The following is a 16,055-nucleotide window of genomic DNA, read 5'->3' as shown; positions in this document are numbered from 1 at the left end:
TGTATCTGGTCGATGCTTTCGCACGACGTAGCTCTCCCTTAGCTGAACCGGACTCGCTAAGCATCGCCAATCGGGCAAAATTAACGGTTCAGGCCAGGAGAGCAGGTTTTTCCTGCCGGGCTAGCACTTCATAGGCCATCACGGCGGTCGCGACGGCGGCATTGAGGCTGTCTGCCTTGCCGAGCATCGGGATCTTGACCAGCACGTCGCACGCCTTGGCCATCTCGGGCGGCATGCCCTGCGCTTCGTTGCCCGTGAGCAGGAAGGTCGGGCCGGTATAGGTCGCCGCCCGGTAATCGGTGTCGGTATCGAGGCTGAGACCAACCAGTTGGCCGGGGCCGGTGCGCAACCAGGTGTGGAATAGCTCCCACTCCGTCTTCACGACAGGAATCGTGAACAGCGCACCCATGCTCGCGCGGACCGCCTCGACCGAAAAGGGGTCGACCGACTCGCCGATCAGGATCAGTCCGCCCGCGCCGACCGCATCGCCGGTACGCAGGATCGTGCCGAGATTGCCCGGATCGCGCAGCCGTTCGGCGACCAGCCAGATGCCGGAGGTGGTGCGATCGACGTCTTCGAGCGTCGCGTCGAACTCGTCGAAAACACCGACGACCGCCTGCGGGTTGTCCTTGCCGGACAGCTTCGAGAGAATATCCGGCGTGGTCTGAATCGAATCACCGCCGGCATCCTCGACGTCCATCGACAGCGCGTGGACGAGGGGATGGTTCGCACTCGCCGCTGCGTAGAACAGCGTGCGGGGCAGGCGGCCGGTTTCTCGCGCTTCGGTGAGGATGCGCAGGCCCTCAGCGAGAAACTGCTTGGCCGCACGCCGATGCCGCTTGTCGCGCAGGTCGCGGACGTACTTGATCAGCGGGTTCGAAAAGGCGGTTATCTCGCGGGGCATCTAGCGCCCCTTCCGCTTGCGGGAGGGGTGGGGGAGGGGTTTGTAAACACGCCGTCGCTCATGCCCTCCCCCGACCCCTCCCGCAAGCGGGAGGGGGAAGATCGTCAATCCTCGCCGAACTTCGCCTCGACCAGTTCGGCGAGCGCGGCGACGGTATGTTCCGCGCCATCGCCGCTCGCGCTGATCGTGATCGCGTCGCCCATCGCCGCACCCAGCATCATCAATCCCATGATCGAGGTGCCGGTGACGTGATCCGACCCGTCCTTGGTCACGCTGACCTCGACCGGATGCGACGAGGCCAGCGTCACGAACTTGGCACTCGCACGCGCGTGCAGCCCACGACGGTTGGTGATCTGGACGGTGCGCGAGACCTCGCTCACGCCGCGGCCTCGCCGAGAACCTCGGAGGCTACCGAAATGTATTTGCGCCCGGCCTCACGCGCTGCAGCAACCGCCGCGACGACGGTCATCGACTTTCGCGCCGACCCGAGCCGGATCAGCATCGGCAGGTTCATGCCCGCGATCACTTCGATCCGCCCGCGCTCCATGAGCGAGATGGCAAGATTGGACGGGGTGCCGCCGAACAGGTCCGTCAGCACGATCACGCCGCGCCCGACATCTACCGCCTGGATGGCGGCGGCGATATCCGCGCGGCGCTCCTCCATGTCGTCGTCGGGACCGATCGCGATCGGCGCGACGCGCTCCTGCGGGCCGACGACATGGATCATCGCGCGAACGAATTCCTCGGCCAGTCGACCGTGCGTTACCAGAACAAGGCCGATCATGTCAGCGTTTCATACTCATAAGACGACCGGTGATCCTTCGAGCGCATCTTGTGGAGCGGCCCCCCAGGTCGCGGTGTGCGATACTGGGCGAAAATCCCGCGTCGCGCAACCGTCGCGCCACGCGGTCAGCGACGTGGACCGACCGGTGTCTCCCTCCGGTACACCCGAACGCGACGGTGACATAGGACTTGCCTTCCGCCCTGTAGCGCGGAAGCAACAGTATCAGTAGCTCCTCGATCCGACTTACCGCGGCTTCATAGGCGGGGTCGTCCATGATGTAGGCGGACACGTCCGCATCCAGCCCGGTGCCGGGGCGCAACTTCGGGTCCCAGTGCGGATTGCGGAGGAAGCGCATGTCGAACACGAGGTCGGCGTTGCGGGGCAGGCCGCGGGCGAAACCGAACGAGCGGATCGACAGCGTCGGCGCGCCGAGTTCCCCGCTCGCAAAGCTCGCGCGGATCTGTTGCGCGAGTTCGTTGGCGGCCATGTCGGTCGTATCGATCAGGCGGTTCGCCCAGTCGCGAAGTGGCGCGAGCAGCTCGCGCTCGCGGCTGATCCCGTCGTTTGCGGGACGGTCTAGTGCGAGTGGATGGCGGCGTCGGGTCTCGGAATAACGCCGCTCGAGTTCGGCGCCCGAGCAGTCGAGGAACAGCATTCCGATCTCGAGCCCATGACGGTCGCGGAGATCACGGATGCGGCCGACGATCCGTTCGGGGTCGAAGTCGCGCGTGCGGGCGCCGATGCCGATCGCGAGCGGCTGCGAGTCGTTGGTCGATCCTTCGGGGAGCGGCGCGTCGAGTAGGCGGTCGAGCAGCAACAGCGGAAGATTGTCGACCACTTCCCAGCCGAGATCCTCCAGCGTCTTGAGGACGGTGGACTTGCCCGCCCCGGACATGCCGGTGACGAGCAGGATGTCCTTGGGACGCGTCATTCTATGGGCTCCGGATTGCGCAATGCGAGTTCGACTTTGATCGGGGCGGAGGCTTCAAAGGGGGCGATCGCGACCTCGCGGACGTCGACCCCGGCGATTTTCCGCGCGCGGCGGTCGGGCATCCGTTCGGTCGCGCCACCGAGGTGGACGAGCAGGGCGACCGGTACGTCCTCTACATAGGGCATGGCAAGGATGCCGATTCCGCGGACTTCGATCCGTCCTGCGATCGTCATCGGTGCACGCGCGAGCAAGGTTTCGCCGTCGCGGACCACTAGCGTCTGGTCGTCGCTGACGAGGATCGCGCCACGGTCGATCAGGCGCAGCGCGAGGTCGGACTTGCCCGATCCCGATGCGCCTTCGATCAACACGGCCATGCCGTCGATGGCGACCGTGGTGGCGTGGAGCCTGTCGGAGGAGGGGACGACCACGCGGCGTCCTTACTCCGTCAATTCGGCGAGCGGTAGCCTTACGACAAAGCGCGCGCCATCAAGCCTGTCCTCACGCGATTCGACGAAGATCGCTCCCTGGTGTCCGTCGACGATGGTGCGCGCGATTGCGAGGCCGAGGCCGGAATGCTGCCCGAATGTTTCGCTGTCGGGGCGGACCGAGTGGAACCGCTTGAATACGTCCTCGCGCGCGTCCTCGGGAACGCCGGGGCCTTCGTCCTCGACGCGGATGACCAGATCCTCGCCTTCCCGGATCGCGGAGATGGCGATCAGGCCGGCGTCGGGCGAGAAGGAGAGTGCGTTGTCGATCAGGTTCTCGAACACGCGTTCAAGCCGCGCGCCTTCGCCGAGTATGATCGTTCGGTCGTCGGGGTTGCGATCGAACCGGAGGCGGATGCCGCGCTCGACCCCACGCGCGTCGCGTTGCGCGACCAGGCCGTCGATCATCGCGGCGATATCGACCGGCTCGAACTTCGCACGGCTGAGCTGGGCGTCGAGTCGCGAGGCTTCGGAGATGTCGGAGAGCAACCGGTCGAGCCGGTGTACGTCGTCGCGGACGATAGCGAGCAACTGCGCCTGGAGCGCCGGGTCCTTCACGCGCGACAGTCCCTCCACCGCGGACCGGAGCGAGGCAAGGGGGGTTCTTCATCTCGTGCGTGACGTCCGCGGCGAACGCCTCGGTCGCGTCGATGCGAGCGCGGAGTGCGAGGCTCATGTCCGAAAGCGCGCGCGCGAGCATTCCGAGTTCGTCACGGCGCGAGGGGAGGCGCGGCACGACGACTTCACGTGCACGACCTAATCTGACTCGGACCGCCGCCCGGGCGAGACGGCGGAGTGGCCGGACGATCGTTCGGGCTAGGAACAGCGACAGCAGGACCGAGACGATGGAAACGCCGAGCAGTACCATGCTGAGCCGGAACCGCTCGATCCGGACCGTCTTTGTGATGTCCCGCGCGTTGACCGTGGTCATCACGACCCCGCCGGCGCTGAGCGGCGCGGCGGCGGTCAGCACGGGCGTCCGGTCGGGCGCGCGCCAGACTGTCGTGGAGACGGCGCTGCGGCCGCGGACTGCGCTCACGTCGGGCCATTGCTGCGCACCGCTACGCTCCCGGTACAGCGGCGGGCGCGGGGCCATCACGATCACGTCGATCGATGCGTCGAGAAACCGGGCGATCGTCTGGTCCCAGTCTTCCTTGTCCGGATCCATCAGCACGAAGTTGCGCAAGCCAAGCGCGCGGCTGTCGGCGATCGTCCGCCCTGCCGCATCGAACAGTCGAATCCGCGACCCCGTATCGCGTGCAAGCCGCAACACCAGCGGATCGCGCAACGCCGGATCGACCGCGGCGATTGCCTCGCCGATCAGTCGTACTTCACGCGCGGTCTGCGCCACGCGGTTGTCGACCACCCGGCTGCGATACGAATCGAGATAGAAGAACCCGCCCGCGAGCAGCAACAGCGCGAAGATGTTGACGGCCAGGATACGCCGAGTGAGCGAGATCTGGCCCGACCACCGCAGTGTGAGATCGCGGCCGTCGACGCCGAGCTCATTCCTCAGAAAATCGATACCCGGCACCATATAATGTCTCGATCACGTCGAAGGCTGGGTCGACCTGCCGGAATTTGCGGCGGAGTCGCTTTATGTGGCTGTCGATGGTCCGGTCGTCGACATAGATATCGTCCTGGTACGCCGCATCCATCAGCTGGTTGCGTGTCTTAACGATCCCGGGCCGTTGCGCGAGCGTCTCGAGGATCATGAACTCGGTAACAGTCAGCGTGACCGGCTCGCCACCCCATAACGTCCGGTGCCGCGCCGGATCCATGCTGAGGCGCCCGCGATCGAGCGGCCCCGCGGCTTCGGCCTCGGTCTCCGTGCCCGGCGACTGCGTCAGCTCGGTACGCCGCAAAATCGCGCGGATGCGGGCGATCAGCAGGCGCTGCGAGAACGGCTTGGCGATGTAGTCGTCCGCGCCCATCGCAAGGCCGAGCGCCTCGTCGAGTTCGTCGTCCTTGCTGGTCAGGAAGATCACCGGGATCTGGCTCTTCTCGCGCAGCCGACGGAGCAGTTCGAGCCCGTCCATCCGCGGCATCTTGATGTCGAACACCGCAAGATCGGGCGGGTTGTCGGTCAGCGCCTTCAGAGCGGTCTCGCCGTCCGAATAGACACGCGTGACGAAGCCCTCGGTCTGCAGCGCGATCGACACGGAGGTCAGGATGTTGCGGTCGTCGTCGACCAGCGCGATCGTTGCCGTCATCTGGGGAGCTTTGCCTCGGTCGTTGGCGTGTCGGCGTAGGGCAAACCGCCGCCGCACTCAACTAGAGCCGTATCGGGACGGCGCTGCGGATCAGTGGATTTGACCGGTGGAAAACTGCCCCGTACAGCCGGCCGCAACGACATACATACGTATGCGATAAAACTTAGGAGAGAGAGCCCGTGTCGAGCGAGCGTATTCCGGCCGTCGGCCTATCCGCGCAGGGGATCGAAACCCGCGCCAATTTACACTGGAACCTGGTCACCGCGCAGCTCGTCGAGGCGGCGCTGGAGCGGAACGAGGGGACGCTGTCCGCGGACGGCCCGCTGGTCGTCGAGACGGGCGCGCATACCGGTCGCTCGGCGCAGGACAAGTTCATCGTCCGCGATGCCGAGACCGACGCGACGGTCTGGTGGGGCAAGAGCAACAAGGCGATGGAGCCCGCGCATTTCGCCGCGCTGAAGGAGGATTTCTTCGCCGCGCTCGCCGCCAAGGACGAGCTGTTCGTGCAGGATTTGTACGGTGGGTCGCAGGCGGACCACCGCGTCAACGTTCGCGTCGTCACCGAACTGGCCTGGCACAATTTGTTCATCCGGACGATGCTGGTCCGGCCCGAGCAGGCTGCGCTGAAAGACTTCGTAGCGGACTACACGATCGTCGACTTGCCGAGCTTCCGTGCCGATCCCGCGCGCCACGGTTGCCGCAGCGAGACGGTGATCGCGGTGAACTTCACCGACAAGCTGATCCTGATCGGCGGCACCAAATACGCCGGCGAGATGAAGAAGTCGGTGTTCGGGCTGCTCAACTACCTCCTCCCACCGACTGGCGTGATGCCGATGCACTGCTCGGCGAACATGGGCGCGAACGGCGACACCGCGGTGTTCTTCGGCCTGTCGGGCACCGGCAAGACGACGCTGTCGGCCGATGCCAGCCGGACGCTGATCGGCGACGACGAGCATGGCTGGTCCGACACCGCCGTCTTCAATTTCGAGGGCGGATGCTACGCCAAGATGATCCGCCTCTCCGCCGATGCCGAGCCGGAGATCTTCGCGACGACGAAGCGCTTCGGCACGGTGCTGGAGAACGTCGTGATGGATCCGGCGACGCGGCTGCTTGACCTCGACGACCACACGCTCGCCGAGAACAGCCGCGGTGCGTATCCGATCGACTTCATCCCGAATGCGTCCGCGGAGAACATGGGGCCGGTGCCGCGCAACATCGTGATGCTGACCGCGGACGCGTACGGCGTGCTGCCGCCGATCGCGAAGCTCACGCCTGACCAGGCGATGTACCACTTTCTCTCTGGCTATACCGCACGTGTCGCTGGGACCGAGATCGGCGTGACCGAGCCCGACGCGACCTTCTCGACCTGCTTCGGCGCACCGTTCATGCCGCGACATCCGTCGGTGTACGGCAACCTGCTGAAGGAGCGGATCGCCAAGGGCGGCGTCGATTGCTGGCTGGTCAACACCGGCTGGACCGGCGGCAAATACGGCGTCGGCACCCGCATGCCGATCAAGGCGACGCGGGCGTTGCTGAACGCGGCGCTAGACGGGAGCTTAAACGATGCCGAGTTCCGGACCGATCCGAACTTCGGTTTCCAGGTGCCGGTGAGCGTGCCGGGGTCGACAGCGCGATCCTCGATCCGCGGACGACCTGGGCGGACAAGGACGCGTACGATGCGACCGCAGCCAAACTGGTCGACCTGTTCGTGGAAAACTTCGCCCAGTTCGCCGAGCATGTCGACGAGGGTGTAAGACAGGCGGCGCCAGAGGTGAGAGAGGCGGCCTAAACTCCTCTCCCCTCGGGGGAGAGGAAGGGGGCCCGGCCGACGAAGTCGGGTGGGAAGGTGAGGGCACGGCCCTGCTTGGCATGCCCTCACCCTCGCCGCTACGCGGCTTCCCTCTCCCCTGAAGGGAGAGGGTTTAGAGAGGCTCCACCACCACCTCGCCATCGACAACCGCAGCAACGCGAACCCGCACTCCAACCGCGGCATCTTCACCCCGAGCCGGCCAACTCCCGTCGCCCACCAATACCCGGCCACGCCCGCTAACCAGCGCGGTCTCCACCACCACAACCTGACCCACCAGCCGAGCAGAGCGATCGTTCAACATCGGATCCCCGCCCTCGACCGGATAATCCCGATACCAGCGCTTCCCGATCAGCACCGCAACCGCGCTCCAGATCCCGAACGCCGCCAGTTGCGCCGCCACCGGCAAGTCCGGCAACACGAACACCGCTACCCCTGTCACCGCCGCAGCGATGGCGAGGAACATTAGGAACACCCCCGGCACCGCCAGCCCGGCGATCCCCAGCACCAGCGCCGCGATCAGCCACGCGCCGGCCGCCCCGATCGCGTCCATCAGCTTTTCGGCAACTCGAACGGACCCTTCCGCGGTTCAGGCTTGGCCGGCGGCGACGCGACCGCATCGCGCAAAGCATCCTTAGCCAGTTCCCCAATCCCCCCAAGCGTCCCCATCAACTGAGTAGCCTCAACCGGAAACAGGATCGTCTTCGCATTGGGCGAGGTCGCGAACTTGCCGATGGCCTCGACATATTTCTGCGCGATGAAGTAATTGATCGCCTGCGCGCCGCCCTCCTCGATCGCCTGCGACACCGCCCGCGTCGCCGAAGCCTCCGCCACCGCCGCCCGCTCGCGAGCCTCGGCATCGCGGAACGCCGACTCCTTGCGCCCCTCGGACTCCAAAATCCGCGCCTGCTTCTGCCCCTCAGCCCGCAGGATCTCGGAAGCCCGCGAGCCCTCCGCATCGAGGATGTTAGCCCGCTTCTCGCGCTCGGCCTTCATCTGCCGCCCCATCGCGTTGACGATATCCGCCGGCGGCCGAATGTCCTTGATCTCGACGCGCGTGATCTTCACCCCCCCACGGCGTCGTCGCATGATCGACCACGTTGAGCAGCCGCGCATTGATTTCGTCGCGTTTCGACAGCGTCTCGTCGAGGTCCATCGACCCCATCACCGTGCGTAGGTTCGTCGTCGTGAGCTGCAACAGCGCCTGGTACAGATCCGACACCTCGTACGCCGCCTTGGCCGAGTCGAGCACCTGGAAGAACACGACCCCGTCGGTCGAGATCATCGCATTGTCCTTGGTAATGATCTCTTGGCCGGGGATGTCGATCACCTGCTCCATCATGTTCACTTTCCGTCCCACGCGGTAGAAGAACGCCGGGTAGAAATTGAAGCCGGGCCGCGCGACCGTCGTGAAGCGCCCGAAATGTTCGATCGTGTATTGATAGCCCTGGTGGACGATCTTGATGCTGGTGAAGAGGTACAGCAGCACCAGCGCCAATAAGAGTGCGGCAACGGTCAAGCCCATCGAACATCCCCATCCGTGTATCGCACCGCTATAGCACGTCACGCGCGACAGGGCCTAGCCGTACGGGCGCGCTTTGGTTACATGGCGCGCCACCTCACACCCAGGAACGGCAGCTCTCATGGATATCCGCCTCGGCCTCACATTCGACGACGTCCTCCTGTATCCGGGGGAATCGGACGTGCTGCCAAGCCAGGCCGATACCCGGACTCAGCTGACGCGCGGCATCGCGCTCAACATCCCGATCCTCTCGTCCGCGATGGACACCGTCACCGAAGCCGACATGGCCATCGTCATGGCACAGCTCGGCGGCATCGGCGTGCTCCACCGCAACCTGACCGTCGAGGAGCAGGTCATCGCGGTCCGTCAGGTCAAGCGGTTCGAGTCGGGCATGGTAGTCAACCCGATCACGATCAAGCCGACCGCCACCCTCGCCGAGGCGCAGGCCCTCATGTCGGGCCACCGCATCAGCGGGATCCCGGTCGTCGAGGCGGACGGCAAGCTCGTCGGTATCCTCACCAATCGCGACGTTCGGTTCGCGGGCGATCCGAAACAGCCCGTCAGCGAGCTGATGACGCACGAGAATCTCGCGACCGTCTCGACCGAAGTCGGCAAGGAAGAGGCACGCCGCCTGCTCCATGCCCGCCGCATCGAGAAGCTGCTGGTGGTCGACGCGCAGTACCGCTGCGTCGGGCTGATCACCGTCAAGGACATCGAGAAGGCGGTGATGTTCCCCGATGCCACCAAGGACGAAGCAGGCCGCCTGCGCGTAGCCGCCGCGACGACGGTCGGCGACAAGGGCTTCGACCGTACCGAACAGCTGGTCGACGCCGGCTGCGACCTGATCGTGATCGACACCGCGCACGGCCACAACCGCGACGTCGGCCGCGCAGTCGAGCGGGTGAAGAAGCTGTCCAACTCGGTACAGGTGGTGGCGGGCAACGTCGCGACCGGCGAAGCGACGCGCGCGCTGATCGGTGCAGGCGCGGACGGGATCAAGGTTGGCATCGGCCCTGGCTCGATCTGCACGACGCGGGTGGTGGCCGGCGTCGGCGTGCCGCAGCTGACTGCGGTGATGGATTGCGCGGAGGCTGGCCACAAGGCTGGCGTGCCGGTGATCGCCGACGGCGGCATCCGCACCTCGGGCGACATGGCGAAGGCGCTCGCTGCTGGCGCATCGACCGTTATGATCGGGTCGCTGCTTGCAGGTACCGACGAAGCTCCCGGCGAGACGTTCCTGTATCAGGGACGCGCGTACAAATCCTACCGCGGCATGGGCTCGGTCGGCGCAATGGGCCGCGGCTCGGCGGATCGCTATTTCCAGGGCGACATCAAGGACCAGTTGAAGCTCGTCCCCGAGGGCATCGAGGGTCAGGTCGCGTACAAGGGCCCGGCGCGGGATGTCGTTCACCAGCTGGTCGGCGGGATCAAGGCGGCGATGGGCTATACCGGCTCCGCGACGATCCCTGACCTTCAGGCGCGCGCGGAGTTCGTGCAGATCACCGGTGCTGGGCTCATGGAGAGCCATGTCCACGACGTGACGATCACGCGGGAAGCCCCGAACTACCCAACGCGCTAGGGGCGGGAACTTCTCCCCTACCTGAAGGGAGGGGCCGGGGGTGGGTCGGCTTCCCCAAGCTCGTCTGCCGGTGGCTAAAACGAGTCAACCCACCCCCCAACCCCTCCCTTCCAGGGAGGGGAGCAGGTAGATGCTCGCTCCCACGCTCCCCGTCATTCCCGCGAAGGCGGGAACCCATATTGGCTAACGTCGCAGTTAGATCGCAACCGTTAGAGAATATGGATCCCTGCCTGCGCGGGAATGACGAACTATATTTGCCTGGGCGGTGCTCCACAGGCCGCAGGCTAACTCACAGACCGCCGCCCCCCTCCGTCGTCCCGCCGCCCCCCTCCGTCGTCCCGGCGAACGCCGGGACCCATGGTTGCGGCCCGGGTGATGGTTGAACGCTATCGCCGGGGCCACCCTGTCCATGGGTCCCGGCGTTCGCCGGGATGACGGAGGGAAGGGCCGAGCCCCCCGCTCGCGACTGGGCTGGAGGCGGGGTTCCGAAATTATTCCCCTCCCGCCCGCGGGAGGGGCTAGGGGAGGGGATGATGACGAACACTCCGTACCAAGCCTCCCCCCCGAACCCACGCGAAGTCGGGAGCCCAGAAGTGACTCCCCCCGCACGCACGCAAGCCGCGATCGAACTCCTCGACCAGATCATCGCCGCAGCCCGCGAGTCCGGCGCCGCCGCCGACACGCTGATCGCGCGCTATTTCGCGACCCGCCGCTATGCCGGCTCGAAGGACCGCCGCGCCGTCCGCGAACTCGTCTACGCCGCGATCCGCAAGGCCGGAGACCGCCCCGAAAACGGCCGCACCGCGATGCTGCTTGTCGCCGATGCCGATCCGGAAGTCGCCGCCACCTTCGACGGCTCTACCCACGCCCCAGCCCCGATCGCCAAGGATGAACCCCGCGCCCGTGTCGGCGTCGCGCCACAGTGGCTGAGCAAGGCCCTCCGCGCCTCCGGCCTCGACGGCGCCGCCCTTACAGACCTAGCCGGCCGCGCCACGCTAGACCTCCGCGTCAACACGCTGATCTCCGACCGCGCCACCGTCCTCGCCGCGCTGCCCGAAGCAGAAGCCACCCCCCACGCCCCCGACGGCATCCGCCTCCCCCACGGGTACCAACGTCGAAGCACTCCCGCTCTTCAACGAAGGCGCGCTCGAGGTGCAGGACGAAGGCAGCCAGCTCGTCGGCCTCGCGATGCAGGCAAAGCCCGGCGAACGCATCGTCGATCTCTGCGCAGGCGCCGGCGGCAAGACGCTCGCGCTCGCGGCGACGATGAAGAACGAAGGCGTGATCCTCGCCTGCGACACCGATCGCAACCGCCTCGCACGCCTCGCCCCCCGCGCGACCCGCGCCGGTGCGACGATCGTCGAGAGCCGCCTGCTCAACCCGACGCGTGAGATCGAGGCGCTCAGCGAATGGGCCGGTCGCGCCGACGGCGTGCTGGTCGACGCGCCGTGCTCGGGCACCGGCACGTGGCGACGTAACCCGGAGGCGCGCTGGCGGCTTACCCCCCGACCGCGTCTCGCGGCTGCAATCGACGCAACAGCAGGTGCTCTCCGTCGCCGCCACGCTGGTCAAGCCCGGCGGCTCGCTCGTCTACATCGTCTGCTCGCTGCTCGACGCCGAGGGCACCGACCAGGTCACCTGGTTCCTCAACGAGCACCCCGGCTGGACGACGGAAGCCCTGTCGCTCCCCGCCGGCGCGAAGCACGGCCACGGCGTCCGCCTCGAACCCGGCCGCGACGGCACCGACGGCTTTTTTGTCGCGCGGCTCCGGGCTGCGTGCTAGCCAGCCGACCTATGGCTCAACTCACGGCCAAACCTGTATCCCGCCTGGAGACGATGATGCGTTTTTCGTCCGTTGCCCTTGCCGCCGCGCTGACCGTCGTATGCGTCTCGACGTCGCTCAGCGGGCAGCGCCCCGACGCTCAGATCGACGCGCGCTCGATGCAGTTGCTGGCGCAGGGGCGTTCGCTGGTCGCCGCGGGCAATTTGGACGGCGCCACCGATGTGCTCGAAACGTCGGTGGCGGTCGATCCGCGCAACCGGGCGACGTTCCTGCTTCTCGCTCGGGTAGCAGAAACGCGTGACCTGCCAGGCAAGGCAATCCGCCTGTACCGCGAGGCGCTGCTGCTGGAGCCGAACGACGTCGCGGCGCTCAAGGGGGCAGGGCGAGGCGCTAGTCGCCAAGGGAGCCGTGGTCCGCGCGAAGGACAATCTCGTGAAGATCCGCACGCTCTGCAAGGGTGTCTGCCCCGAAGCGACGCAGCTTGCGGCGGTGATTGCGAAAGGCCCGCCGATTGCGACCGCGCAGTTCGAGAAAAAGCCAGTCGCCGCCAAGGACTGAAGCGCTCCCCTCCCTGAAAGGGAGGGGTTGGGGGTGGGTAGCCCGGCTCGTGTTGCCGACGTCACCTCATACGGAAGCCGACCTACCCCCGGCCCCTCCCTTTCAGGGAGGGGGGAGTTTAGCCGACGGCCTTCGCCAACGCCGTAAAGTCCGCAACCGAAAGCGTCTCGGCCCTCCGCGTAGCCTCCACCCCGATCCGCTCCAGCGCATCGAGCGCACCCGGCACACCCTTCAAACTCTGCCGCAACATCTTCCGCCGCTGCCCGAACGCCGCGCCCGTCAGCCGCTCCAGAACCGCGAAGTTCACCCCCCTCCGGCGCCTCGACCGGAGTCAGATGCACCACCGCCGACATCACCTTCGGCGGCGGCGTAAATGCCGACCGGTGAACCGGCATCGCGATCCGCGCAGTCGAACGCCACTGCGCCAGTACCGCCAAGCGCCCGTAATGGTCGTCGTTGGTCTTCGCGACGATCCGCTCGGCGACTTCCTTCTGGAACATCAGCGTGCACGACTGCCACCACGGCAGCCACGACGTCGACAGCCACCCTACCAGCAACGCCGTGCCGATGTTGTACGGCAGGTTCGACACGATATGCGGCTTGCCCTCGAACAACGCCGGCGCGTCGACTTCCATCGCGTCGCCCTCGATGACCCGCAGCCGCCCCGGATACGCCTCGCCGAGCTCCGCCAGCGCAGGAATGCACCGCCGGTCACGCTCGATCGCAGTCACCCGAGCCCCCCGCAGCGAGCAGCGCCCGCGTCAGCCCACCCGGTCCAGGCCCGACCTCAAGCACCTCGGCATCCTGAAGATCGCCCGGCACCGCCGCGATGCGCTTGAGCAACTGCCCATCGAACAGGAAGTTCTGCCCAAGCGCCTTGCTCGCATTCAGCCCATAGCGCGCGATCACCTCGCGCAGCGGGGGAAGCTCCGTCAATGCAGCCTCGCTCACGACTGGGCAGCGGTCTGCGCGCGCCGGTCCGCCGCTTCGCCCGCCATCGCGATCGCCGCGATCATCGCGCCCGGTTCGGCGATATTCTTGCCGGCGATCGCGAAAGCCGTCCCGTGGTCGGGAGAGGTCCGCACGATCGGCAGGCCCAGCGTCATGTTCACGCCCTCGTCGAAATGGATCGTCTTCAACGGCACCAGCGCCTGATCGTGATAGCAGCACATGACGACATCGTAGGTAGCACGCGCCCGCGGATGGAACATCGTGTCCGCCGCGAACGGCCCAGTCGCATCGATGCCCTCATCGCACAGGATCGCGATCGCCGGCGCGATGATCTCGATTTCCTCACGCCCAAGCGCACCTTGTTCGCCGGCATGCGGATTGAGGCCGGCAAAGGCCAGCCGCGGGTTCTCGATTCCGAAGTTTCGCAGTAATCCCCGAGCGGTCGCGCGCGCCTTGGCAACGATCAGATCGACCGTGAGCAAAGCCGAAACGTCCTTCAACGGCACGTGAGTCGTAATCGGCACCACCTTCAGCGACGGCCCCGCCAGCATCATCACCGCATTGTCGCCCGCAACCCCGTAGCGCTCGGCAACGAACTCGGTCTGCCCCGGATGCGTGAAGCCGATCGCGTACAGCTGCGACTTCGACACAGGACCTGTCACCAGCGCCCGCGCCGCCCCAGTGCGGACGAGACCGACCGCCAACTCCAGCGAATGCAGCGCACAGCGCGCGCCGTCCGCATCGGGCTCACCCGGTACGATCGCGCCCGCATCGCCCACCGTCAGCACCGGCAATGCGTCGCCGAAAACCGCCGCCGCCGCGCCCACGTCCGTCACGCGCGCGATCGGACCAGCCCAGACCCGCTCGATCGCCCGCGCATCGCCCACCGCGACGAATGGCGGCAGGCCATGAGTCTCGCGCGCATCCCACGCCTTGGCGATGATCTCGGGCCCGATCCCCGCGGGATCGCCCATCGACACCGCCAGCGGCAAGATGCGGGTCACGATCCTATCACCGATATTCGACCACGGCATCGCGCCGCAGATCGCGCAGCTTCTGCTGGGCACGCAGGTTGACGCGCTGTTGCTCGAGCTGACCCTGGATCTGCTCGGAGTTCGGCACCGAACCGCCAGCCGCCTCGTCGCGACCGCACAGAACCAGCGCGCGAACGCCTTGCTCAGCGGACCCGAAAGGTGGGCTCGACTCGCCAACCTGAAGCTTCAGCATCACTTCCTGAAGCTGCGGTGGCAGGTCGCGGATACGCACCGTATCGTTGTCGACCACGTCCGCGCCGATCCCGGCCGCGACCTTCTCAACGGTACCGCAGCCACGCAATTCCTGCGTCGCCTTGGCAAATGCCTGTGCGCGCGCAGACGCCTGTGCCTGATTGGTGTTCGGCGGGAAGCGCAGCGTCAACTGCTTCAGACTGAGCTTGGCATCACGCGGATCGGCGGTCAGCACCTGGCGCTTGTCAGTGAGATACAGGATCGAATAGCCACCCGAAACCTCGATAGGCCCGGCAACCTGGCCCACCTGCATCGTCGTCGCGGCTTCAGCCAACTGCCCCGGCAAGGTCGCCGCACGGATCCAGCCAAGATCGCCGCCGACCGCGCGCGTAGACGCCTCGGAGAACTGGCGCGCGTAATATTCGAACGGCTGAGCGCCCTTCTGGATCTCCTGCAGGATCTGCTTGGCGTTCGCATAGACTTGCTGGCTGTTCGCCGGCGTCGCCGCGAGATAGATTTCCTTGAGGTTGAACTCGTCGGTGCCCTTGGCCGCCTGGAGACGGTCGATGATCGACTTCACTTCCTCGTCGCCGACGTTGACGAACGGCTCGACGCGGCGACGCAGATAGCGCTGCCAGGCGAGCTCGCCCCTCGATCTGGCGCTTCAGCGACCGCTCGGACGAACCGGATTCGCGCAGATAGGCGCGCATCGCGACCGGCGTACGATTGAAGCGCTTCGATACGCCGTCATAGCTCTGCGTCAGCTCGGCCGGGGTGATCGTGATGTCGGCGGTCTTCGCTTCCTGGATCTGGAGCGTCTCGTCGATCAGCTGGCGCAGCACCTGCAGCTTCAGCCGCTCGCGATCTTCGGGCGACAGCTTCGCCTCGTTCGCCATTGCCACCAGGGCGACGCGCTGGTCGACGTCGGTACCGGTAATGACGGTATCGTTGACGATCGCGGTCGGCTTGCGGACGTTGGGATCGACCTTGCCGAAGATTTGGAGGTTGGTCGGGATGTCGAGACCGGTATTGTCCGGCACGCTCTGGTCCTGAACGGTCTGTCCCGGAGCCGAGGGCGCGGGCTGGGCCTGGGCCGGCTGGGCATGAGCCGGCTGGGTAGGCGCAGGTCGCGCCCCGCGCCGGCCCTGAGCGCCCTTGGGAGGCACCGCCTGGGCGATCGCGCCTGCTGCCAGCGCAGCCAGGACCACAGAACCGATCACACGGCCGCCACGCGCCGCCAGTCGAACATCATGCTTCAAGTGTCGGTATCCCATCATCGCACGCCGTAATCCGCACCATCATTGTCATGACG

8 protein-coding genes and 8 pseudogenes are annotated in these 16,055 nt (G+C 66.5%); 4 read left to right on the top strand and 12 right to left on the bottom strand.

Going from position 1 to position 16,055, the window contains the following annotated elements; all coding sequences use genetic code 11:
- Positions 1–88 precede the first annotated feature (88 nt).
- From NHF48_RS05400 to NHF48_RS05370, 7 genes and pseudogenes are all read right to left on the bottom strand, one after another.
- The gene (locus tag NHF48_RS05400; protein ID WP_253070506.1) at positions 89–904 is read right to left on the bottom strand and encodes a TrmH family RNA methyltransferase; all 816 of its coding nucleotides are present in this window, start codon (positions 902–904) and stop codon (positions 89–91) included.
- A gap of 104 nt (positions 905–1,008) precedes the next feature.
- Positions 1,009–1,284 (bottom strand): HPr family phosphocarrier protein, encoded by a 276-nt coding sequence (locus tag NHF48_RS05395; protein ID WP_056481934.1) that lies wholly within the window; start codon positions 1,282–1,284, stop codon positions 1,009–1,011.
- Positions 1,281–1,688: a PTS sugar transporter subunit IIA gene (locus NHF48_RS05390; protein WP_056058662.1), complete on the bottom strand. Its 408-nt coding sequence runs from the start codon at positions 1,686–1,688 to the stop codon at positions 1,281–1,283. Before NHF48_RS05390 ends, NHF48_RS05395 begins: the two co-directional genes overlap by 4 nt.
- A 15-nt stretch (positions 1,689–1,703) precedes the next feature.
- A pseudogene (gene rapZ / locus NHF48_RS05385) lies at positions 1,704–2,619 on the bottom strand (RNase adapter RapZ).
- Positions 2,616–3,047, bottom strand: coding sequence for an HPr kinase/phosphorylase (locus tag NHF48_RS05380; protein ID WP_263816736.1), 432 nt, complete (start codon positions 3,045–3,047; stop codon positions 2,616–2,618). Before NHF48_RS05380 ends, rapZ begins: the two are co-directional and overlap by 4 nt.
- A 9-nt stretch (positions 3,048–3,056) precedes the next feature.
- Positions 3,057–4,641 (bottom strand): annotated as a pseudogene (locus NHF48_RS05375) (stimulus-sensing domain-containing protein).
- Positions 4,610–5,317, bottom strand: a complete 708-nt coding sequence (locus NHF48_RS05370) for a response regulator transcription factor (RefSeq protein WP_253070505.1) — start codon at positions 5,315–5,317, stop codon at positions 4,610–4,612. Before NHF48_RS05370 ends, NHF48_RS05375 begins: the two are co-directional and overlap by 32 nt.
- A gap of 179 nt (positions 5,318–5,496) precedes the next feature.
- Between NHF48_RS05370 and NHF48_RS05365 the strand changes: the two are divergent.
- Positions 5,497–7,106 (top strand): annotated as a pseudogene (locus NHF48_RS05365) (phosphoenolpyruvate carboxykinase).
- Between the two features lie 133 nt (positions 7,107–7,239).
- On the opposite strand, the gene NHF48_RS05360 reads toward NHF48_RS05365, so the two are convergent.
- Entirely contained in the window at positions 7,240–7,677 is a 438-nt protein-coding gene (locus NHF48_RS05360; RefSeq protein ID WP_253070504.1) for an NfeD family protein, read from the bottom strand.
- A pseudogene (locus NHF48_RS05355) lies at positions 7,677–8,649 on the bottom strand (SPFH domain-containing protein). The gene NHF48_RS05360 and the pseudogene NHF48_RS05355 overlap by 1 nt, the downstream one beginning before the upstream one ends.
- Before the next feature lie 118 nt (positions 8,650–8,767).
- On the opposite strand from NHF48_RS05355, the gene guaB reads away from it, so the two are divergent.
- The 3 genes and pseudogenes from guaB (at position 8,768) to NHF48_RS05340 (ending at position 12,566) form a co-directional block, all read left to right on the top strand.
- Positions 8,768–10,225 (top strand): IMP dehydrogenase, encoded by a 1,458-nt coding sequence (guaB, locus tag NHF48_RS05350; protein WP_060525500.1) that lies wholly within the window; start codon positions 8,768–8,770, stop codon positions 10,223–10,225.
- Positions 10,226–10,818: 593 nt separating this feature from the next.
- A pseudogene (locus NHF48_RS05345) lies at positions 10,819–12,008 on the top strand (RsmB/NOP family class I SAM-dependent RNA methyltransferase).
- Between the two features lie 56 nt (positions 12,009–12,064).
- Positions 12,065–12,566: pseudogene (locus NHF48_RS05340) on the top strand (tetratricopeptide repeat protein).
- A gap of 118 nt (positions 12,567–12,684) precedes the next feature.
- On the opposite strand, the pseudogene rsmA reads toward NHF48_RS05340, so the two are convergent.
- From rsmA to NHF48_RS05325, 3 genes and pseudogenes are all read right to left on the bottom strand, one after another.
- Positions 12,685–13,502 (bottom strand): annotated as a pseudogene (gene rsmA / locus NHF48_RS05335) (16S rRNA (adenine(1518)-N(6)/adenine(1519)-N(6))-dimethyltransferase RsmA).
- An 11-nt stretch (positions 13,503–13,513) separates the two neighbouring features.
- Positions 13,514–14,551 carry a 4-hydroxythreonine-4-phosphate dehydrogenase PdxA gene (gene pdxA, locus NHF48_RS05330; protein ID WP_253070503.1) on the bottom strand — a complete coding sequence of 346 codons (1,038 nt, stop codon included), beginning with the start codon at positions 14,549–14,551 and terminating at the stop codon, positions 13,514–13,516.
- Positions 14,529–16,020: pseudogene (locus NHF48_RS05325) on the bottom strand (peptidylprolyl isomerase). The gene pdxA and the pseudogene NHF48_RS05325 overlap by 23 nt, the downstream one beginning before the upstream one ends.
- Between the last annotated feature and the right edge of the window lie 35 nt (positions 16,021–16,055).

Source organism: Sphingomonas sp. H160509, assembly GCF_024124765.2.
Classification (GTDB): Bacteria; Pseudomonadota; Alphaproteobacteria; order Sphingomonadales; family Sphingomonadaceae; genus Sphingomonas.
This window is presented reverse-complemented; position numbering and strand designations above follow the sequence as displayed.